Below are 22,396 nucleotides of genomic sequence, written 5' to 3' on the forward strand. Positions count from 1 at the left end.
ACATAATGAGAAGGGGCTTTTTGTTATGGTGCCATTTGAAAGATAAGTTAGATCTTGATCTCTCTGATATCTGACGCCGCAGGGCTTTGGAATGCCGCTAAACCAAATTGAGGTAATACTGCAAATACATGGTCAAAAATGTCGGCTTGAATACCTTCGTAGTAAGCCCAACGCGTATCGTTAGCAAACACATAAATCTGGATGGGTAGCCCTTGTGCTGTTGGCTCTAATTCACGCACCAAAAACGTCATATCTTTACGCAAATGGGTATTTTGCTGTAAGAACGCCTCTAGATAAGCTCGGAACACCGTGATATTTGTCAGCGAGTTAACCAGATAAGGATTGCCAGAACGGTTCAGCTCATCTTTTTTCTCTTTGATGTACTGACCAACAAAGGGAATAGTAGCAAGCTTTTGCTCATCATCTTCGGTTAAAAAGCGGATGGTATCAATATTGATTAAAATAGAGCGTTTAATACGTCGTCCGCCCGATTCTTGCATCTGACGCCAGTTAATAAAGGAGTCTTGTACTAGGGCATAGGCGGGAATATTCGTTACCGTATTATCAAAGTTTTTTACTTTTATGGTTGTTAACGATACCTCATCAACACTACCGTTGGCACCGTATTTATCCATTTGAATCCAGTCGCCGACCTGAATCATTTGGTTTGCAGCTAATTGAATCCCTGCAACAAAACCAAGAATTGTGTCTTTAAACATCAATAACACTAAACCGGTTGCAACACCTAAGCCACTTAGAAAGTAAACAGGAGAGCGGTCAGCTAAAATCGAAATTCCCACAAAGAAACCAATAAAGAATATGGTTAACTTAAAGAGTTGAACGAAACTCTTTACTGGGAGGTTTTTACTTAGATGATTCATGTTGAAGATATCATTTGAAGCATCTAAGAAAGCGTAACTGCTTCTAATTAGCGCAAAAATAAGCCAAATACCTAAGACTCGATCAATTAAATCACTGAGTAGGACATATTGATCTAGCACTAAGGGGATCAATAAATTCATCACAACCGCAGGTATGATTAAGCACAGCTTTTCTAATACCTGATGATGAACCAATATAGTTCCCCATTGTGATTTGGTCCGTTTTATCATCGCGTTGAGTATCTTCAACACCCCCCAACGGACAATAACGTAGGTACCAAATGCGACCATGGTACATAAAATAAGAATTACGATAGTCGAAAAATTATCGTGAGGTTGGATATTTATCCCTAATTTGGACATGCCTTCTGCAACGGCCTGCCGTATTTGCTTGCTCAAAACACTCTCCAAGCTAATTATATGTTCTAACCGTATCTTAGCATTTATTTGCTACTTAATGCTTTATCGCCAAGCTATTCTCGTAGGATCGTTTCGATAGAAATCATTATGATCTTTTTACAGTTTATTAAGGGCAGTTGAAAACCCATCTGCAGAAATATTGAAGCCAGCAATATCAACATGGCTTTTGGTTTCCATCATATGAAGGATTTGTCCCATAGCATCACCGTTATTACTGGCATAGGCGTGAGCAACACAGTATTTCTCAGCAGAGTTATAATCTGTACTGACTTTTAAAATCGTTTGCTTGTAAATATTGTAGTTATCGAGCGCAGAAACGTATTTCCAGCTATCGCACGTATGAGATTCAGTATCCATACGATTAATAAAGTCGATACTTGAAAGGTGTTGGCCACCGCCATTGAAATGAAAAATATAAGTCTGAACACCAAAATCGGTGTGAGTAACGATTTCATTTTTATCTGGAATTGCTTCAAAGCTGTTGTGTTGAGTTGTATCAGCAAAAACAAAAGATGAATAAGTGGTGGTTAGCGCAAAAAATACAGGTAGAAGATAACGGTTAAACACAGACAGTTCCAAAGTGGTTCGAAAGTTATAAATACAATTGTTAATATGACCTTGTGGTATTTATATTTCAAATTGGATTCACTGTGTTTTTAGAATACTAATATTTTATAAATGAATTGATTGAATAACGAAATAGAAAAATTCTGCAAGTTGCATAAAATCTAAGCTGAATAGGGTCAACTTAGATTTTTATCGGTTAATGATTTTTAGTTAAAACGTTGTTCAAGGTAGGCAATAATGTCATTGGATTCATACATCCACTCTGTTTTGCCATCTTCTTCAATGCGAAGACAAGGTACTTTACGTTTACCTCCACCATTAATCAATTCTTGCTCATAAATGGGTTGTTTCGCATCTAGAGTTTTGAGAGGCAGGTTTAATCGCTTAGCTGCTCGACGCACTTTAACGCAAAAAGGGCAGGCATCAAATTGATAAAGTGTTAATGCTTCCACTTGTTGATTGACGTCAGCTTGCTGTTCTGCAGTTCGTTGAACGGACTTTGGTGAGAAAACGGCATTTAATATCAGAATCAGCTTGCCAAGAATTGCGCGAATTAATTTCATATGTTGAGCCTTTTTGTTATTTAAGTATCAACACTATGTTACATCATCTCACCCTTAAATAGGGAGAGCATAAGGTGAAATATATATCGCTAAAATAGTGGGCATTATCATTGCATTTATTATCCGCATCATTATCATGCTAAACAATAATTAATATATGAGTTAATAGTATAATGGTTGTAGAATCATCGGGATATCATGCTCTGATAGAGTTTTTGGCCGAGAATTTGGCATTATTTGAATCGGCACAAAAAGAACACAGTGGTGAACAAACTATTGAAGATATTGTGATGGATCTTATTGCAACACATATCATGGCTGTGTTTGAACAAAACCCAGAATTAGAGTCTGATGTTCGGTTTCAATTATTAAAAGACGCAGATGCCGTTGTGGCCGATCTTAATGAAGTGCTGGCAGGTGTGTGGCGCTATTATCCCACCAATCAACAGATTCGTTTCTTAGAAGAGTATATTGGCCTAGTTAAAAACTTATTTGATACGGCAATTTCAAGCTACTAATAACAGATACCTATAAGAGCAGATACATATAATAATAGATACCTAGGTGATTTAACTGTATGGATACCGCTTTTAGAATTTATTGGCGGTACAGCATAGGTTTCTGTAGAATGCTGCGGTTTTTTCTAATTCAGGTAATACCCCATGCGCATTCATGCAGTTCACACACTATACGAAGAACGTTTAGCTCGCTCAACTCGACCATTTCGAGCTCGTGGCTGCAAAGTAGAGCGCTGTCGCCAATGTATGCTCAGACCGCACTTATGTATTTGTGAGCATCGACCTACGGTTAATTCTAACGCGGCATTTCTTCTGGTGATGTACGATACTGAAGTGCTGAAACCAAGTAATACTGGTCGTTTAATCGCCGATCTATTTGAAGATACGTTTGCTTATATTTGGTCTCGCACCGAAGAAAATACCGAAATGATGGCGTTGCTTAATGATCCTCAATGGCAGCCTTATGTTGTTTTTCCCGCTGAATATGCCGAGCCTGAGCGTGTCGCTGAAAAAGTTGAACTCGCTCAAGGTAAACGTCCACTGTTTATTATGTTAGATGGTAGTTGGGCTGAAGCGAAAAAGATGTTCCGTAAGAGTCCATATTTAGCTCAATTCCCCGTTTTATCTATCGATCCTGAACAACCATCTCGCTATAAAGTGCGTGAAGCATCCAAAGAGAACCAATTAGGTACAGCTGAAGTTGCTGCAAAAATTATTGAGCAATTTGGTGAGACTCGAAATGCTGAAGTGTTGGATTTATGGTTCGATGTTTTCCGCGATCATTACATTGCTGGCAAAATGAACAGAGAGCTTGCAGATGATACGGCGATGACCGCTTTGAAATCTCGTTTAGCCCATTGCGATTAATTTTTCGATCAACCTGACAATTTTGCCAAGTAATCTTGGGTTTTGATCACAGTCTGTAGGCGTAGAAGTGTGGATAATTCTTTGATTGCAATACTTTTTAGGATACAGATTTTTTCTGGGAGAGAACAATGTACTACGGCTTTGATGTAGGCGGAACTAAAATAGAATTTGGCGCGTTTAATGAGAAACTTGAACGTGTAGCAACGGAGCGCGTACCTACGCCAAGTGATGATTACCAGCAATTAATTGATACTATTGTGGCTATTATCCAAAAAGCCGATCAAGAGTTTGGTTGTGAAGGTCATGTCGGTATTGGTATTCCAGGAATGGAAGATGCTCGTGATGGTACGGTACTGACCTCTAATATTGCAGCAGCTAAAGGCAAGCCTCTGCGCAAAGATTTAGAAGCAAAATTAGGACGTTCTGTCACTATTGATAATGATGCAAACTGCTTTGCGTTATCTGAAGCGTGGGATGAGGCGCTACAAGATGAAAAGTCGGTGTTAGGCTTGATTCTTGGTACCGGTTTTGGCGGTGGTATTGTTATTGATGGTAAAGCGTTTTCTGGTATGAACCATGTCGCGGGTGAGTTAGGTCATGCGCGTTTACCTCTAGATGCATGGTTCCATCTTGGTGAAAATGCACCGTTACTAAGCTGTGGCTGTGGTAATAAAGGTTGTATTGATAACTATTTATCTGGTCGTGGTTTTGAGTTGTTATACGCTCATTATTATGGTGAAGAACTTAAAGCGATTGAAATCATAAAGCGTAATGCAGAAGGGGAACCAAAAGCGGTTGAACATGTTGATCGTTTTATGGAACTACTGGCAATCTGCTTTGCTAATATCTTCACCGGACTTGATCCAAACGTCGTTGTGCTAGGCGGTGGTTTGTCTAACTTCGACCTTATTTATGATGAAGTGCCAAAGCGTATTGGCAAACATCTACTGTCTGTTGCTCAACCACCAAAAATCGTAAAAGCTAAACACGGCGATGCTGGTGGTGTTCGTGGTGCTGCTTTCTTAAACATTCAGCGTTAAGAACGGATCCCCAAGGTTTTTGGTTATATCATGTTGAGTTAAATCATTCGTGATTATTTGATGAAACGGCATACTTTGAGTGTGCCGTTTTTGTTTATCGATTTTTATCATCTCGATTTTTTTATCTTCCTGATTTGTTTATCTTACATTGCCTGTTAAAATCCGCCCCCTATTATCAGTTCTATATTAATAAGCTGACTCTGTTTTACCTCTAATAGGAATCGGTTATGTCGTTTGACTCCCTAGGTCTTCATCCGAAATTACTTCAAGCTATCCATGAACTTGGATTTGAGCAGCCAACCCCAGTGCAAGAACAAGCAATTCCTCTCGCGTTAACGGGCGTTGATGTAATGGCTGGAGCCCAAACTGGTACTGGTAAAACAGCTGCATTTGCACTGCCGATGCTGCATCGTTTAATGAGTTATCCGGCTGCGAGTGAATTACATGCAGATGAAGCAGAACAAACCGAACAGCGTAAGCAACCGGCATTGATTCGTGGTTTGGTGTTAACACCGACTCGTGAGCTTGCTCAGCAGGTTTACGATAATGTTATGACTTACTGTAAACATACCGATTTAAAAGTGGTTGTTGCCTATGGTGGTACTAGCATGAATGTTCAGGTTAAAGCACTTCAACAAGGTGCTGATATCGTGATTGCTACACCGGGACGATTAATCGATCACATGCATGTTGGTACGCTATCACTAAAATATCTTGAATGTTTTGTGCTTGATGAAGCGGACCGTATGCTAGATATGGGCTTTATCATTGATATTAAGCGTATTATGAAACGCATGGCTGCTGAACGTCAGACTCTGTTTTTCTCTGCTACGTTCTCAAAGCAAGTTAAGAAATTAGCGTTTGATATTATGACAGAGCCAAAAATGGTTGAGGTAACACCTGCGAATACGGCAGCCGAAACGGTTCAACAAATGGTTTATCCGGTTGATAAGCATCGTAAACGTGAATTGCTTTCATACTTGATTGGCTCTCGTAACTGGCAGCAAGTGCTTGTCTTTACTAAAACCAAGCAAGGCTCTGATGAATTAGTAAAAGAACTTGGGTTAGATGGTATTAAAGCCGCTTCGATTAATGGTGATAAGAGTCAAGGTGCTCGTCAGCGTGCATTGGATGATTTTAAATCGGGTAAAGTTCGAGCATTAGTTGCAACCGATGTGGCGGCGCGAGGTATTGATATCGAGCAGCTAGAATATGTTGTGAATTTTGATATGCCATTTAAACCTGAAGACTATGTTCACCGTATTGGCCGTACTGGTCGAGCGGGCAGTGCTGGACATGCCATTACACTGATGAGCTTAGACGAAGAGTGGATTTTAAAAGGCATTGAAGAACTGCTGGATACTCGTTTACCTCAGCAGTGGTTAGAAGGGTTTGAGCCAGATCCTTTAGCAACAGTTGAAACCACAATGCCAAAGCGCTCTGCTGAAAAACGTCGCGCAAAAGCGAAAGCAAAAATTCATCAAAATCGCGGTAAAAATAATCGTCGTCGATAATATCGATTTTAACTTACTTCATATAAATTATTGAAGGCGCTCGCAGTATTTAGAAAAAGAGCGCCATTCATGGCACAAATCACGGTCCATTCGTCTTTAAAAGGCTAACTTAGATCTCATATTGATTGAAATGTTAATTAATATCTAGACATACTTTAACATATGAAATAAGTTTTCGGCAGATTGTGTTTTAATACAGATTTGCTCTGTCTTTTTAGGAACTTGCGATGGCAGATTTAAGACAACGCCTACGCTATACCGCTTATTGGTTGGTATCGATAACCATTATTGTTTATGGCTGGTTTTATTTTGGCGGTGCTGAAAAAGAGCTGGTCATCACCCCAAAGAACTCTACATTTCGTTTAATCGATGATTCACATCAAGGTGGAGCATCAACCGCAGAACTTGATATTAATCCAGACGGCGCCATTTTAAATTGTGAATTAGTTAAAAAATCACAATGGCCATTTTGTGAGATGGCTATATCGCTTTCTGACAGTGTGGCTAAAGGATTCGATCTTAGCAAGTATCACGCTATTGGTTTAGATATTGATTACGATAGTCCTGTAGAAGGCGAGCGCGTTCGTATTTATTTACGTAATTATGATGAGTCTTATTCCAATGAAACAGATCCTGTCTCTCTTAAGTTTAACGCGATTGAATATGCGCCTGGCAAAGATCAAGGACTGCAAGTTATTCCACTTAAGTCGTTTCAAGTTCTCTCTTGGTGGATAGCTGAGTATGAGTTACCGATAGAAAAAGCTGGGCCTCAGTTTGATAATGTTTCCATAATTGAAATCGCAACCGGCAGTTATGTAAAACCGACTCACTACGGCATTACATTAAACAAACTGGTTCTTTATGGTACGTGGATCTCTGAAGAAAACTTAGTCAAAATTTTACTGGTGATTTGGATTTTAACTGCGTTGGTGTTTTTAACAACTGAACGTATTCGTTTGTATAAGCAGATCCAAAATGCAGAACAAAAAGCAGCTCGATTAAAAACAATGAATAAGGTGTTGTTTGAAAAAAGCTTACGTTTTGAAGAATTAGCTTACATCGACCCTTTAACTAAAGCGAAAAACCGAAATGCTGTTAGTGACTGGGTGCGACAGGTGGTCGAGCATTCAAAAGATATGGCTCAGCCGTTTTCAGTTATCTACATTGATATCGACTTCTTTAAAAAGATTAATGATAAATACGGTCATGGTCGAGGTGATGAAGTCCTAGCAAAGTTTGCTGATTTATTGCGTAGAAATATCGATAAAAGTGATATGTTGGTTCGTTGGGGCGGTGAAGAGTTTGTTGTTTTTTGTCCTAGCACCTCACTTGGTGTGGTGGCGGAGAAAGCTGAACTATTACGAGAAGCGATTGCCGAGTATCAATGGGGAAATGAATTCTCTGTTACTTGTAGTTTAGGTGTCGCGCAACTAGAAAATGAAGAGTTTAATCGCTTAATGGAACGTGCTGATGAAGCCTTATATAAAGCGAAAGAACGTGGACGAAACCGTGTAGAAATTGCATGGGATTAGTTTAATCGCCACAGCTAACAGATAAAAGAGAGCCTAATAGGTAAAAGAAAGCCGCTATTTGAATTGATAGCGGCTTTGTTGTCTTTAAAGGAGAAGAATTATCCCTGAAAGCTCTTACCAGAAGAACCAAGCAAAGAAGGTTAGAGCGATGATACAGGCGAGGTTAAGATAGATACCGACCTTCATCATCTCAGACTGTTTTATGTGCCCAGAGCCAAAGACAATGGCATTTGGTGGTGTTGCAACAGGGAGCATGAAGGCACACGATGCTGCAACAGCAATCAAGGCAGAAAGTACAACTGGAGATACGCCTAGAGCTTCTGCAATGGTTGCAAAAACAGGAACTAATAACGCAGCACTAGCGGTATTACTTGCAAACTCGGTCAAAAATACAACAAAGGTCGCAACTACTAATATCGTAAAGAACAAGCCCGCTTGAGCTAGAAACTCACTTAAACTGTGAGCCAAAAAGACACTGGTGCCTGTTGCCTTTAAAATGTTACTTAGACAGATACCACCACCAAATAGTAGTAAGACTCCCCAGTCGGTTGATTTTTCAATATCTTTCCAGCGAACCACACGCGATACACCTAATAGGACGATCGCAGTTAAAGCCACAAGTGTATCAAACTTACTAAAGCCACCTAGCATAGCGTTGATTGGTTTGCTGAATATCCATAAGAATACCGTTAGAGCAAAAATGGCTAACGTCATGCATTTACCGTGGTTCCACTCAACTGGTTTATGGTCAAGTTCGAACATATGATTGAGGTTCGGCTTTAACATGAAATAGAGAATCGCAACGGTAATTGGAAGAAGAACCATAGTGACAGGTAAACCAAATGCCATCCAACCAGTAAAGCTTAAGCCAACTTCAGCAGCTGCAATGGCATTAGGCGGGCTACCTACAACGGTTGCGATACCTCCGATACTGGCGCAGTAAGCGATCCCCAGTAGCACGAAAACATAAGTATTGCGCTCTTGTTTAGCGTCTACTTTATTTAGTACGCCCAAAACTAAAGGAAGCATCATTGCTGCCGTTGCTGTGTTACTGATCCACATAGAAAGCACTGCGGTAACACCAAACAACATAAAGACCGCAACAGACATTCTTCCTTTGGCTAGCATTAACACCTTATCGGCAATGGCTTTGTCGAGTTCTTGTCGATGAAGAGCGGCAGCAAGAGCAAAACCGCCTAAAAATAAGAAAATAATAGGGTTGGCGAAATTACTTAACGCTTGTGGGGTTTGGAATATCCCAAATCCAACGGCAAGTAGGGGGACGAGAACCGCGGTAATACTAACGTGAATCGCTTCTGTTAACCAAAGAACGGCAACGAAAGCTAAGATAGATAAACCAATTACCACATTTTTCTCAAACGGTAAGGTGTTGAGAAGTACAACAAATAAAATGACATCAGCAATAAAAATTAAACTATTTCTATTGATCAGCCAGTTTTTAATTGAGAGAGCAAGAGTCGTCATAAACGTGTATTTCCTTCCATAGGGTTGACGATTTTTCTTATTATCTTGTTGAGTTATATGAAGTAAATCATATACCCACAATGATTTTGTTGGCTAATAGGGTACACAAGGTTTCATATCTGTTAATGGGTGGTGATCATAAAAATCACTTACTGCGCGGGGATTAATAAGATTTGTGATTTTAGACTAAAAATTCTAAATGAAACTTACAAAAGAAGAGGGATAGAAGTGTGATCTTTCTCGTATTGAAAAAACTTGTTAGCTCAATTGGTTTGCAACGAAATATAAATCATTACTATGAGTTATTAACATAAAAAACAAACACAATAGGCTTGGTTATGACTCAGAGAGATAGAAAAAGGCAGAGATTGAAGATAACGAGAGATGCTCAGGCTCATATGCGAAAAGTTCGAGCGAATGTCTTAAAAATGGTTGAAAAGAAAAGTTAAAAAACAGCCAGCATCATTGCTGGCTATTTTTATCATGTTACGTTGCTATCTTGTGACGGATAAACAGGATCCTCAATCGGTTCTTTAGGGCCTAAGAATTTTGGTTGCTCATGCAAGACATAGATATCAATAACAGCTTTAACACGAGCAAGAACTTCCCGTATCCTCAGTTTAAGTCCTGCCATTCCTTTCGGTTCTGGCACTGCTAAACAGATCGCATCAATATTTTTATTCTGAGCGATAAATAAAGCACGTTCACAGTGAAACTTTTGAGTAATAATAACAAAGTGGTTGGCTTCAAAGACCTTTTTTGCTCTTACAATCGAATCTAAAGTCCTAAAGCCTGCATAATCGAGTACGATCTCGTTGTCTGGAACGCCTGCTTTTAATAAATCACGCTTCATCGTCCATGGCTCATTGTATGAACGATGGCGATTGTCACCACTCAATAAGAACACATTGATCTTATCTTGCTTGTACAACTCTAAAGCGGCTTGAATCCGATACTCGTAATAGGGGTTTAATGTCTTAGCAATATATTTGCTTGTCCCAAGTACTAAGCCGACAGAACGCGATGGGATTTGAGAGATATCGCGATAGATCTGGTTGGATGTTTCGGCAGACACCCAACGGTTAACCAACAATAACGAACCGACAAAAATGATACAGAGAACTGCAAAAGCCGGGAATATATTACGCAGTTTCATAAGCATCCAAAGCTAAATTAAACATACTTTTATACAGATTCAGTCGTTTTGAACCGTATAAAAGGGCAAATCATAATTAAGATTAATAATTTGCGAAAAAAAATGCAGTAGATTGTCCATAAAATGTCAGTTTATCAATAAATGGGGCTATTTGCTGATATTTAATTCAATTAATTGATAGAAAAAAGAAATCCGAGACAATGCTCGGATTTCGATGAGTATACTATGACATGAAAGAGTAATTAGAATGACGTACGTTTGTAACGACGGTACTCTGATGTCCAGTAATTGTCTTCAATCTTTTCACGAATGCGTTCGTCAGACTTCTTCGGCGCTTTGTGCTGCTCAACAGCTTTTTTAGCAACAGCAAAAGCGATTTTACGTGACACATTTTGAATTTCTTCAAGAGGTGGCAGTAGAGCGCCATGACCGTGAATTGCAAGTGGCGAGCATTCAGCTAGCGCTCGGCTACTTTCTTGCAGCATTTGATCGGTAACACGACGAGCATTAACCGCTAATACGCCTAAACCGATACCCGGGAAGATGTAACTGTTATTACACTGCGCAATTGGGTAAGTTTTACCGTTGTATACTACTGGCTCAAATGGTGAACCTGTTGCAACTAGAGCGTTACCATCTGTCCAACGAATCAGATCAAATGGTGTTGCTTCAACACGACTGGTTGGGTTTGATAGTGGGAAGATGATTGGGCGAGGGCAGTGTGCATGCATCTCTTTGATCACTTCTTCACTAAATAGACCTGGAACACCAGATACGCCAATCAATACAGTTGGTTTAGCGTTACGCATTACATCTAACAGTGAAATATTGTTATCAGCAACATCCCAGTCTGAAATATTATGATGTTTTTGAACCAAAGCCTGTTGGAAGTTAAGTAGGTTAGGCATGCCATCAAGCAGTAAGCCCCAACGGTCAACCATGAATACTTGGCTTCGCGCTTGCTCATCAGAAATACCTTCTGAAACCATTTGAGCAATGATCGCTTCTGCAATACCACAACCTGCAGAACCAGCACCTAAGAAGGTTACACGTTGTTCGGACAGTTTGCTTCCAGCAGCTTTACATGCAGCTAATAAAGAGCCCACGGTTACAGCGGCAGTACCTTGAATATCATCATTAAAGCAGCATACTTTGTCTTTATAGCGCTCAAGTAGAGGCATTGCATTTTTCTGTGCAAAGTCTTCAAACTGAATTAATGCATCAGGCCAGCGAAGTTTGACGGCTTGGATAAACTCATCAACAAACTTTTCATATTCAGGGCCAGTAACACGAGTATGACGCCAACCCATGTACATTGGATCAGACAGACGTTGAGGGTTGTTTGTACCTACATCAAGAACAACTGGTAGTGTGTAAGCTGGGCTGATGCCACCACAAGCTGTATATAGCGACAGTTTACCAATAGGAATACCCATACCGCCGATACCTTGGTCACCAAGACCTAAGATACGTTCGCCATCGGTCACAACAATTACTTTTACGTTCTGGCGTGACGCATTGTTTAGCATCTCTTCGATACGATCACGGTTAGGGTATGAGATAAACAGACCACGACCACGGCGATAGATATTTGAGAAGTTTTCACATGCAGCACCAACTGTTGGGGTATAGATAATTGGCATCATTTCGCTGATGTGGTTCTGCACTAAACGATAGAACAGTGTTTCGTTAGTATCTTGGATATTGCGAAGATAGATATGCTTATCGAGATCGTTATCAAACATCATGTATTGCTGATAAGCACGTTCTTCTTGCTCTTCAATCGTTTCGATGGCTTCAGGAAGAAGACCTTCCAAGTTGAAAAACATGCGTTCTTCGACAGAGAATGCACTACCTTTGTTTAGAAGTGGTGTTTCAAGCAGTGCAGGGCCTGCATAAGGGATATATAAAGGTCTTTTATTGTAGTTCATGCAATTAACTCTGTTTTTGGCGTAAAGTAGAGATGAAAACACGGCATGGTTTTCTTTGGGGAGTAATCCTAGACCTACTATGCTTATATTTCAAAGTCTAAGCGCACATTTTTCGAGAAATAGATCATGTTTCTTGTCTTTTATTTGCACTCTGTAACATTTGGCAGGAGTAAATTTTAATTTTTTGAGCTTATTTGTTTTATCTGTTGGTGGCTATTTGGTGAGTGGTGGCTAGAATGTTGCGTAATTTTACTTGCTGATACGATTTAGTAACGCAATTGGCAAATGAAAAATTATGTCTATTTATAACTGTTTTTATTGTGTTGTGTTTGTTTTATTAATGTTTAATTTATCGATATATTGTTATTAGTTTAAGCAAGAAAAAGCCCCAGGTCATAATACCCTGAGGCTAGATAATATCGATTTTTCTAATCTAGAATTAGTAATGCCAAGGGAACTTGCTGAAGTCCTGATCGCGCTTTTCTAGGAATGCATCACGACCTTCTTGAGCTTCATCTGTACCGTATGCTAAACGAGTTGCTTCACCTGCAAACAGCTGCTGACCCACTAGGCCATCATCTGGTAGGTTAAAGCCATATTTTAGCATTCGCATAGCAGTAGGAGACTTACTGTTGATCTCTTTTGCCCAACGAAGTGCCTCTTCATCGAGTTCATAATGTGGTACAACTTTATTGACCATACCCATTTCGTAAGCTTCTTGAGCGCTGTAGTTGAAACCACAGAAGAAGATTTCACGAGCACGTTTTTGACCAATCATTTTTGCTAGATAAGCAGAACCATAGCCAGAGTCAAAAGAGGCTACATCTGGGTCAGTTTGTTTAAAGACCGCATGCTCTTTCGATGCTAATGTTAGGTCACATACAACATGAAGGCTATGACCGCCACCAACAGCCCAACCAGGAACAACCGCAATCACAACTTTAGGCATAAAGCGAATCATGCGTTGTACTTCAAGAATATGAAGACGGCCCATGCGTGCAACGTCTGCTGTACCTGCTTCTTCGCCCTCGTACTTGTAGCCGTCTTTACCACGAATACGCTGATCGCCACCTGATGAGAACGACCATTGACCTTTATGAGATGGGCCATTACCGGTTAATAAAACGCAACCTACATCAGACCACTGACGAGCATGATCGAGTGCCGTAAATAACTCATCAACTGTTTTTGGGCGAAATGCATTAAGGCAATCAGGGCGGTTGATAGCAATGCGTACCGTACCTTGATCTTTTGCGCGGTGGTAGGTGATATCTTCGAAATCAAAGCCAGCTACTTCATCCCATAGCTCAGGGTTAAAAATGGTTTTATCGGTCATGTTGACACCTTGGTTTATCATCAATAGTTACTAGGCTATAAGCTCAGGTGTAAAAAAGTCAATTTTTGTCTGATAAAAACTAAGGATATTTAAACCGATAAACAGTAATGGATTGAGAAATAACCAGTTACGAACTGAAATTGCGTTTTTCTTATCGATTTATCGCTATGGATGGAACCCTATCATGACAATGGTAGACTAAATTGTCACAATACGGTAATTCTTTGTCGTTATTCGTTTTATTTGGGTTGGTTAGGCGTATGTCTTTTTCTTTACCGATAGATGCTGTCAAAAAAGAGTTCTTACAACAGCTGTCATCTCACCATTTGGTTGTTGAGGCTGAAACAGGGTCGGGTAAATCGACTAGGCTTCCGATTTGGGCTGCAAAAGACGGTAAAGTACTCGTGGTAGAGCCAAGGCGTGTCGCTTGTACATCATTAGCCGAATTTATCGCAGTAACTCCCGATGATGAAAATCGAATATGGGGCAGTAAAATTGGGTATGCGATTCGTTTCGATAACCAATTTGATCAAGATACTGATATTGTTTTTGTCACTCCAGGTGTTGCTCTTCGTTGGTTAAGTGAGAATGGATTAGCCGATTTTAAAACCATTATTATTGATGAATTTCATGAACGTCGTTGGGATACCGATTTATTACTATCTTTACTATTACAAACACAATCTCACCGCCTCGTTGTCACATCGGCCACTTTAGATAGCCAGCGTCTTGCTGAGTATATGGCAGCAAAAAGGCTAACTGCCAATGGTCGAATGTTCGATGTTGAGGTGATTCATCAAGCCAGTGATGCTCGGTCGATGCCTGAAATTCAACATATTGAACGCAAAATTGGCCAAGCATTAGAAGTACACAGAGAACATCATCAAGATATATTAGTCTTTTTACCTGGCCGTAAAGAGATCTCATCGGTTAAACAGAGCTTACAACAGAAATATCGAGATGATATTGAGGGTGGCAAACTGGATGTTATCTCTTTGCACGCTTCTGTCAGTGAACAAGAAAAACAGCGAGCATTAACCGAATCAGAAAAACAACGCATCATCTTAGCGACGAATGTTGCTGAAACGTCGCTAACCATTCCGGGGATCACTCTTATTATTGATTCTGGTTTGGAACGACGGACCCACCAGCGTAATGGACGAACTGTATTAAGTTTGCATGCCATTTCAAATGCCAGTGCCGAACAGAGGAAGGGACGTGCTGGACGAGTGCGTTCAGGTACTTGCATTCGACTATATGGCAAAGCGGCGCCACTTGAGCGACTCACGCCTCCTGAATTACTACGAGAAGAGTTAGTTGAACCGTATCTTGCTGCTCTTTGTTGTGGCTATTCTTTAGAATCTTTACCTTTTATTGATGTTTTGCCTGAGAAAACCCTAGAACAAGCACGCAGTGTTTTAACTAAGATGAAGGCGATTGATGACAAGGGGGCAATAACTGATCACGGTAGAGTGCTTTACCCATTACCGATTGATACCTTATTTGCCCACTTAATTACCGCGATGCCAACTCGCGGGTTAAAAGAGGCTATGGTGGATCTATCTGCCGCTTTATCTGTCCCGCAAAAGTTGTGGCAGAGCCCTAGTGGTGAAGAGCAGCTAGCGTTACTCAAGCAGTGGTTAAAAATCGAAGGTTGTGATGCCACTGGGTTGATTGCGATTGTTCGTACGCCATTTGATGAATTGCCCGATTGGCTGAATGTCGATCCTCTTGTTCATCAAGAAGCTCAACAACTGTCGGTGCAGATTCGAGATGCCCTTGAATTACCCGAATTAAGTGTCGCGAGTCGATTTAAGCGAGCTGAATGGCTTGATGCTGTGATGGTCGCAACGCCTGAACTGGTTTTTGTGCGCAGGGAAAGACGCCGCCAAGCTCTAACTAATGGGTTCTATGAACTGACTGTCGGTCGAGATTGCTTGTTATTAGACGATGCTGAAGCTGCAATTGTGTTTGATCAGTATGCGTTACCTGGGCGGGGTGTTAAACAAAATCTAGTGTTAGCAACATGCATGGCTCCTGTGACGTTGTCACTAATTAAGGCTCATCATTTAGCGACAGAGCAAGTTGGAGAGACAATTCAAACCGATGACGGCGTTAGAACATCTATTGATTATGTGTATGCAGGGCGAGTGATTAAATCGGAATGGCGACAACCAGAAGGGGATATTGCTCAAGAGGCTTTGGTTGATCTCATTATTTCGAATCAAATCTTAGATGGTCTGTATACAAAACTAGAGTTTGATATTCACCAATGGAATCTATATTTGGCTTTGGGATTATATGATGAAACCCAATGCCAGCTGCCCGCAAAAACCGTTGTTACGAAAGATTGGCTAGCGCAACAAATTGAAGATCTTGGTGTTGAAACCGTTGATGATCTTGAGATGTTTACTTGTGACGATTTTACGTTTAATGGAATTCCAGAGTGGGAGCGTAGTGATTTTGATGAGCGTTATCCTGCTGTAGTGGCATTAAACGATCTCAAAATGACAATTGAGTATCATGTCGCTAGTAAAATGGTTACCGCTGTTCATTGTGACGGAAAGCGTAAACAGGATCCAAAACGTTGGGAATTACCACGATGGAATGGCTGGCGAGTCAAATACCGTAAAGCGAGTCGAATCATCGATATTAAATAATGATTTGTTAGGACATAAGGAAACGACAGTGAAAAAAATATTAGGTCTAACTGCAATTATCGTGAGTTCCTTATTAACTGGATGTGGCCAAGATGCCAAAATCAGTGTGACACCAGATAAAGGCGTAGAGCAAATTGAACGAGCATCTGCCACGGGCATGGATGTTTATTGCCCATCGGGTATTTGCAAATTCTCAGTAGAAACGACAGCTCCAACCGAATTAACAGTGACGATGAATTACCAAAAAGATAAGCCTTTTAAGAAAATCGAAGGGGTTAATGTAATTGGAGAAATTGGTGGTTCTGTCCATGTTTTGAATCAACACCAATTTACACTGAATTTAGAGAAAACAGATCAAAAAGCACAAATTCAAGTTGTCGATTATTACCGCAACTGATTTTCTTATTGAACAAAAAACACTCGCCATTACAGCGAGTGTTTTTTTATGTAAAAATTTTTACAGTATGAGTGTTTATATATGGATATATGAATAAAGATAGTGAAAACCTAGGATGTTAGTGAATAGCCATACATTTATTTGCATTTAACTAACAATAGGTTAAGTGATTTTAATCTGCTCTTTTATTCATGGTATTACTCTTTTCTTGCTGTTTTCGTTTAAAACGATTGGTATTGTTTTCAGGAATTTGCTCTGGAATGGGTCTTTTTTCCGAAAGTAAGTGTCTAATTGCCAAAATAGGATGTTTTAATAGCATCTTTGGCCCAGAATAACGCATGATTGTTCTAGAAAGTTCTCGCTGTTCTTTTTTATAGCAGTGAATAGGGCAGACGCGACACGTCGGTTTTTCATCTCCATACGGGCAGCGATCTAAGCGCATTTCTGCGTAATCTAAGAAGGCTTGACAGTTTTCACATATCGTATCTTCTGGTTCTTTAGGGTGATGATGGTCTTTACAATAGATCTCCACCATAGCTTTTATTGTCTTAAACTCAGTTTGAAGGCTTCCAAGCAAGATAATGTCCGAAACTGGATTCATTCTTATACCTTTCTCGTTTTTTGTCTTAAAAATAGGATAGCAAAGATGCATTAAGAATGAAACTTAATAAAATATGCACAATCTATGTTCTAAAAATGTGATTTAGATATAAGTTTTTGGTTAACATATTGCCAGTTAACTAAAAAACTGCAATTTATCGACAGAATAACCCGGCTATCCCTTGATTTCACCGCTTATGAGCAGTAGTATCCTCGCCTCTTTTATGATGGTGGTGAATATGAGCAGATTTGAGTGTCTAGAAAGAATTGTTGAGGAATATCGTAAGAAAGTTCGTGACTCAGAGTTCAATCGTCAAAATGACAGCGAAGTCGCTAAAGTATTAGTACTGCTTGTGGGTAACTCAATGTTCAGCCTTGCTGATCAATTTGCAGATTGGGTTAACCGTGGCGGTGACCGCGCGTACGGCGGTAAATTCTTCGTATCTAAACAGTTAATGACTCTATTAGAGCCTGTAACTTTTCGTGGCGTAACTGTACGTCGCGACTCGATTAAGTTATTCCGTATTTCTTAATCTTAAACCAGGATGTTTAAATCGTTGATTCAATGACTCTCATTAAGAAGAAGATTGAAGAACAAATTTTTCGAGTTTAATCCACTAATTAAGCTTGAATTGCAAAAGGAGAGCATGAGGCTCTCCTTTTGCGCATCTATACCTAAGTATCCAATATATCTATGTATGTTAGGGTTACTTGGGTATAGCCTTTCTGTTTGCATTCCTTGCCTTTCCCTCGAACCTATCTCACCCCTTTGTTATACTGCTACCTGCTAAGCACCACTGAAATGCAAAAGCGAATAACAACGAAAAAGAGAGTAGTCAGCAACATGAATCCTGAATTTTGGCATAGCCGTTGGGCTGAAAATCGTATTGGCTTTCATTTAACCGATATCAATCCTTTGCTGGTGGAGTACTGGCCAACACTTAAGCCTCAGCGAAATGAGCGAGTCTTAGTACCTATGTGTGGTAAGAGTAATGATCTCGTATGGCTGGCAGAACGCCATAATCAAGTCGTTGGTATCGAACTGAGTGATATTGCCGTTAAAGCTTTCTTTGCTGAGAACCTTTATACCCCGTTAGTGACTGGGGTGGGTCATCAACTCACTTATGAATTTGATGAAATTACTATCCACTGCGGTGATTTTTTTGCTACTCAGATTGAGCCAGTTGAATTGGTCTACGATCGAGCGGCTTTGGTCGCAATGCCGCAAGAACTACGCCAAGCCTATGTGAACCATCTTTTGAGCCTTACAGCTGAAAATGGTCGTATTCTTTTAGTTTCTCTTGATTATCCTCAAGCAGAAATGGCAGGGCCTCCATTTAGCGTTGATCAGCAAGAAATTGAACAATTATTCTCAGGTTGTAAAGTTTCTCGTCTAGCTCGTGACGAAGGCGATGAGAATCATCCTCGTATTAAGCAAGGGGTCTCTCGCTTTGCTGAAGAAGTGTGGTTAATTGAGCGATAGACTAAGAGAAAAGAGAACAGAGAAAGATAAATGAGAAAAAGAGCTTCAACGGAGAATTGTCTCTCATTGAAGCTCTTTTTTGTTATTTATCCGATCTTAGTTGTAATCAGAAGTGCACTTTAATCTGTTTGCTTGCGGTAATTGCATCTGTGATGGCATCTTCCGTTGAGGTTCTTCTTGTTAGAACTACGCCTAAACGACGACGACCATGGATTTCTGGTTTACCAAATAAACGAACTTGAGTATTAGGTTCGATTAAGGCTTGGTCTAATCCACTAAATTGAATGGCATTTGAAGTACCTTCGGCAAGTACGACCGCAGACGCTGATGGCCCATATTGGCAGATATGACGAATAGGTAGGCCCAAGAAAGCGCGAACATGTAAGGCAAATTCGGATTGGTCTTGAGAAATCAGGGTCACCATTCCTGTATCGTGTGGGCGAGGGGAGACTTCACTAAACAGAACTTGATCGCCTTTAACAAATAACTCAACCCCAAAGAGTCCATAACCGCCAAGAGCATCAACCACTTTAGCGGCCACATCTTGTGCGGCAATAAGAGCTTGCTCGGTCATTGCTTGTGGCTGCCAAGATTCACGGTAATCACCATCTTCTTGACGATGTCCAATTGGAGCACAGAAATGAATCCCATCAACGGCTCTAATAGTCAGTAAGGTGATTTCATAATCGAACTCAACAAAGCCTTCAACAATAACTCGACCTTGTCCCGCTCGACCACCTTCTTGAGCATATTGCCATGCCGTTGCGTAATCAGCTTCCGATTTTATGACACTTTGTCCTTTACCTGAAGAGCTCATAATTGGTTTTACCACACAAGGCGTACCAACAAATTCAATGGCATCGACAAAATCTTGATAAGTATCGGCAAAACGATAAGGTGAAGTGGGTATTGATAAGGTTTCAGCCGCTAAACGACGAATACCTTCACGATTCATTGTTAGTTTGGTCGCATTCGCCGTTGGTACTACATTTAGACCTTGTTTTTCTAATTCAACAAGCGTGTCTGTCGCAATCGCTTCAATTTCTGGAACAATATAGTGTGGCTTTTCCGTTGCAATAATTTGCTGCAACGCTTCGCCATCGAGCATATCAATAACATGAGAACGGTGAGCAACATGCATAGCTGGTGCATTGGGATAGCGATCGACTGCAATAACTTCAACCCCAAGGCGCTGACACTCAATAGCCACTTCTTTTCCTAACTCACCAGAACCCAGTAAAAGTACACGGGTTGCACTATTTGTTAAGGCTGTTCCAAGCATGATGAATCCTTTTTTGAGCTAATCAATATGGTTGTTGGTTGGCATCATACCGAATTATTTACCTAGCGCAAACGTTTGCTTTGGTGGTTTTGCTTGTTTCTATGGATTTATCCTGTTAATTGAATAAAAAAAGAGCGACTGACTAAGCCGCTCTTATATAGGTCAGAAAGGGATTATTTTCTTTTTTCCCATTGAGTAATAAACGCAACGGAAAAAATAATGATCGCAGCACCTAGCCATAAACGACCGGGTGGAACCCAACCAAAGACAAGCCAACCAGCTAACACATTAAGAGGCAATTTGGCATGGTCGAATGGTTGAACAAAAGAGGCATCAGCAACCGCATAGGCTTTGGCGATAGCCCATTGTGCAAGCCCGGTTAAAAGTCCTGCTGCCACTAATAAAGCCCATGTTAGACCTGAAGATGGCATAGTAAAATCAGGCGCAGCTAAGAAGATATTAAATGGGGTGATCAAAATTAGCAGATAAACCACAATGGTTGTTGGTGAGTCGTGTTTTGATTGCTTCTTAACCATGAGTGAATAACAGGCCCAGAAGAAAGCTGCACCAACAGGTAGTAGTGTTGCCCAGTTAAAGCTATCGCTCCACGGTTCTAAGATGATCATTGCACCAATAAAACCGGCAATAGTTGCAATCCATCGCGCGGCACCGACTTTTTCTTTTAAAAATAAGCCTGAGCCAATAGTGGCAAATAGCGGCGAAGTCATCAGAAGTGCAATACCTTGCCAAATCGGTACTGGGTAGGCTAGAGCCCACAACCACAATTGAATGCCAATAACAGAGAGGAATACACGGAAACAGTGGGTTGCAAAATGTTGAGTGCGTAGAGCTTGTCGTAAACCTAAACTATGTAGCCAAGGGAGCATAGCAATCAGTGCAATAAAATACTGAATAAGTGCCACAGTCGTTGAAGGAAGACCAAGTTTGATACTGAGGTACTGAGCTAAACTGTTAACAATCGCAAAAGCAAGTCCTGCGGTTAACATCCAACTTGCACCTTGAATTGGGTTGTGTGATTGAGGCATGAAGACTAAGCCATTATCAAGTTCATTAGGAAATGTGCTAGATAATACGCTGAGATGTCAGAGATTAATATATTAAGTGTGAGAAATCAGGCTAACGGCATTAAAAGTAGCCAAGAGTTGAATTTTAAAAACAAAAAGGCCGCTGAAAAATAGATCTGCGGCCTAGAATTGATCATCAACGTTGGCGATTAAGCGGCAACGTAAAGTAGAGGAATGTCTGGGTTAATAGCTTCTAGTAGAGCTTGAGTATCATTAACGTGGGTAATGGTACTGTCTTGCTTTTCAACCAGAGCAGCCTCAACAATCTTATCAAATGTGTAGCCAGCCATGTTCATGCCAATCAATGCTACTTGAAGTGGTGGTAGGCTAGGGTTGAATGCAGCATTTTCAGCATACATACCCGTAAAAATACGACCATCATCGGCTTTAAGTGCTACACCACTGAAGTTTTTGGTGTAAGGCGCATGCGCTCGGTTAGCGGCTTTACACGCTTGCTGTGCCAGTTCTGCCGACTCTTCAATAACCAAACCGTTATTAACTTCAGCCAATAGAGCATCAGTAATTTGTAGATCGGCAGGACCAAATGATTCAGGAAGATATTCTTGCAGTGTTTTAGCGGCACGTTGCGGCAGTTGCACTTCAAGTTCTTTAGCCGTTGTTAGTTCATTCATAAACTGGCGGCAGTGACCACAAGGGCTGTAGTTGATGGTGATATCAGAAATACCTGTTTCACCTTTTACCCATGCATGGCTAATTGCTGATTGCTCTGCATGAACAGTTTGAGAAAGAGATGCGCCAGTAATTTCCATATTTGCCCCAAAGTATAGGCGGCCAGAAAGACCACGAACAATGGCACCAACATAGAAATTAGAAATAGGAGCAACAGAATAAGCAGCAGCAATAGGAAGGAGGGCAACGCGAAGATCGGAATCGGACATTTGAGTTTGAGATAACAAATAGTCAAACTGATCAGGACTGATGGTTGCGTCAAATTGAGGATCTTCAATAATAGGCAGTAAAACCGTTTTTAACTCGGTCGGAAGATTACCTAAAGCATCCATTACTTTAGCGTGCATGAGTTGTCACTCCGTATAGTTGATGGAGAAACATTGTAGACA

The 22,396-nt window shown here is 40.5% G+C and carries 20 protein-coding genes; 9 read left to right on the top strand and 11 right to left on the bottom strand.

The genetic code is table 11. The features are described from left to right. Window positions 1-47: 47 nt before the first annotated feature. The 3 genes from CTN07_RS18785 to CTN07_RS18795 form a co-directional block, all read right to left on the bottom strand. On the bottom strand, window positions 48-1,280 hold the full coding sequence (locus CTN07_RS18785; protein ID WP_005299179.1) for a mechanosensitive ion channel family protein: 1,233 nt from the start codon (window positions 1,278-1,280) through the stop codon (window positions 48-50). A gap of 117 nt (window positions 1,281-1,397) precedes the next feature. Further along, window positions 1,398-1,868 (bottom strand): hypothetical protein, encoded by a 471-nt coding sequence (locus CTN07_RS18790; protein WP_225314515.1) that lies wholly within the window; start codon window positions 1,866-1,868, stop codon window positions 1,398-1,400. Window positions 1,869-2,074: 206 nt separating this feature from the next. Next, window positions 2,075-2,431, bottom strand: coding sequence for a glutaredoxin family protein (locus CTN07_RS18795; RefSeq protein WP_036763765.1), 357 nt, complete (start codon window positions 2,429-2,431; stop codon window positions 2,075-2,077). Window positions 2,432-2,604: 173 nt separating this feature from the next. Here CTN07_RS18795 and CTN07_RS18800 point away from each other — a divergent pair, with 173 nt between their 5' ends. From CTN07_RS18800 to CTN07_RS18820, 5 genes are all read left to right on the top strand, one after another. Next, entirely contained in the window at window positions 2,605-2,949 is a 345-nt protein-coding gene (locus CTN07_RS18800; RefSeq protein ID WP_036763767.1) for a DUF3802 family protein, read from the top strand. Between the two features lie 144 nt (window positions 2,950-3,093). Next, window positions 3,094-3,816: a tRNA-uridine aminocarboxypropyltransferase gene (locus CTN07_RS18805; protein ID WP_005299187.1), complete on the top strand. Its 723-nt coding sequence runs from the start codon at window positions 3,094-3,096 to the stop codon at window positions 3,814-3,816. A gap of 128 nt (window positions 3,817-3,944) precedes the next feature. Then, complete coding sequence (gene nagK / locus CTN07_RS18810) at window positions 3,945-4,856, top strand: N-acetylglucosamine kinase (RefSeq protein ID WP_005299190.1); 912 nt, start codon at window positions 3,945-3,947, stop codon at window positions 4,854-4,856. A gap of 227 nt (window positions 4,857-5,083) precedes the next feature. Further along, complete coding sequence (locus tag CTN07_RS18815; protein WP_036763769.1) at window positions 5,084-6,370, top strand: DEAD/DEAH box helicase; 1,287 nt, start codon at window positions 5,084-5,086, stop codon at window positions 6,368-6,370. Between the two features lie 227 nt (window positions 6,371-6,597). Further along, entirely contained in the window at window positions 6,598-7,902 is a 1,305-nt protein-coding gene (locus CTN07_RS18820) for a GGDEF domain-containing protein (RefSeq protein ID WP_005299196.1), read from the top strand. A gap of 114 nt (window positions 7,903-8,016) precedes the next feature. Here the strand turns inward: CTN07_RS18820 and CTN07_RS18825 are convergent, their stop codons facing one another. From CTN07_RS18825 to CTN07_RS18840, 4 genes are all read right to left on the bottom strand, one after another. Beyond that, complete coding sequence (locus tag CTN07_RS18825; protein WP_005299197.1) at window positions 8,017-9,387, bottom strand: SLC13 family permease; 1,371 nt, start codon at window positions 9,385-9,387, stop codon at window positions 8,017-8,019. Window positions 9,388-9,868: 481 nt separating this feature from the next. Further along, entirely contained in the window at window positions 9,869-10,543 is a 675-nt protein-coding gene (locus CTN07_RS18830) for a SanA/YdcF family protein (protein ID WP_005299200.1), read from the bottom strand. 242 nt (window positions 10,544-10,785) lie between these two features. Next, window positions 10,786-12,474 carry an NAD-dependent malic enzyme gene (locus CTN07_RS18835; protein ID WP_005299202.1) on the bottom strand — a complete coding sequence of 563 codons (1,689 nt, stop codon included), beginning with the start codon at window positions 12,472-12,474 and terminating at the stop codon, window positions 10,786-10,788. 439 nt (window positions 12,475-12,913) lie between these two features. Continuing rightward, window positions 12,914-13,810 carry a 1,4-dihydroxy-2-naphthoyl-CoA synthase gene (locus CTN07_RS18840; RefSeq protein WP_005299205.1) on the bottom strand — a complete coding sequence of 299 codons (897 nt, stop codon included), beginning with the start codon at window positions 13,808-13,810 and terminating at the stop codon, window positions 12,914-12,916. A 260-nt stretch (window positions 13,811-14,070) separates the two neighbouring features. Here CTN07_RS18840 and CTN07_RS18845 point away from each other — a divergent pair, with 260 nt between their 5' ends. Both CTN07_RS18845 and CTN07_RS18850 read left to right on the top strand, forming a co-directional pair. Beyond that, window positions 14,071-16,470, top strand: a complete 2,400-nt coding sequence (locus CTN07_RS18845; RefSeq protein WP_036763771.1) for a helicase-related protein — start codon at window positions 14,071-14,073, stop codon at window positions 16,468-16,470. Window positions 16,471-16,498: 28 nt separating this feature from the next. Beyond that, a complete protein-coding gene (locus tag CTN07_RS18850; RefSeq protein WP_036763773.1) occupies window positions 16,499-16,867 on the top strand; it encodes a hypothetical protein in 369 nt (122 codons plus the stop codon). Window positions 16,868-17,039: 172 nt separating this feature from the next. Here the strand turns inward: CTN07_RS18850 and CTN07_RS18855 are convergent, their stop codons facing one another. Beyond that, window positions 17,040-17,468 carry a nitrous oxide-stimulated promoter family protein gene (locus CTN07_RS18855; protein WP_036763775.1) on the bottom strand — a complete coding sequence of 143 codons (429 nt, stop codon included), beginning with the start codon at window positions 17,466-17,468 and terminating at the stop codon, window positions 17,040-17,042. Window positions 17,469-17,706: 238 nt separating this feature from the next. On the opposite strand from CTN07_RS18855, the gene CTN07_RS18860 reads away from it, so the two are divergent. After that, complete coding sequence (locus CTN07_RS18860) at window positions 17,707-18,000, top strand: hypothetical protein (protein ID WP_005299211.1); 294 nt, start codon at window positions 17,707-17,709, stop codon at window positions 17,998-18,000. A 311-nt stretch (window positions 18,001-18,311) separates the two neighbouring features. After that, window positions 18,312-18,950 carry a thiopurine S-methyltransferase gene (locus tag CTN07_RS18865; RefSeq protein WP_036763777.1) on the top strand — a complete coding sequence of 213 codons (639 nt, stop codon included), beginning with the start codon at window positions 18,312-18,314 and terminating at the stop codon, window positions 18,948-18,950. A gap of 106 nt (window positions 18,951-19,056) precedes the next feature. Here CTN07_RS18865 and purT read toward each other — a convergent pair whose 3' ends face one another. The 3 genes from purT to cdd all read right to left on the bottom strand — a co-directional run bounded on the left by purT (window position 19,057) and on the right by cdd (window position 22,354). Continuing rightward, complete coding sequence (gene purT, locus CTN07_RS18870; RefSeq protein WP_005299217.1) at window positions 19,057-20,232, bottom strand: formate-dependent phosphoribosylglycinamide formyltransferase; 1,176 nt, start codon at window positions 20,230-20,232, stop codon at window positions 19,057-19,059. 173 nt (window positions 20,233-20,405) lie between these two features. After that, the gene (locus tag CTN07_RS18875) at window positions 20,406-21,278 is read right to left on the bottom strand and encodes a DMT family transporter (protein ID WP_036763779.1); all 873 of its coding nucleotides are present in this window, start codon (window positions 21,276-21,278) and stop codon (window positions 20,406-20,408) included. Between the two features lie 188 nt (window positions 21,279-21,466). Next, a complete protein-coding gene (gene cdd, locus CTN07_RS18880) occupies window positions 21,467-22,354 on the bottom strand; it encodes a cytidine deaminase (protein ID WP_005299223.1) in 888 nt (295 codons plus the stop codon). Between the last annotated feature and the right edge of the window lie 42 nt (window positions 22,355-22,396).

This window comes from Photobacterium damselae, assembly GCF_003026815.1.
Lineage (GTDB): Bacteria > Pseudomonadota > Gammaproteobacteria > Enterobacterales > Vibrionaceae > Photobacterium > Photobacterium damselae.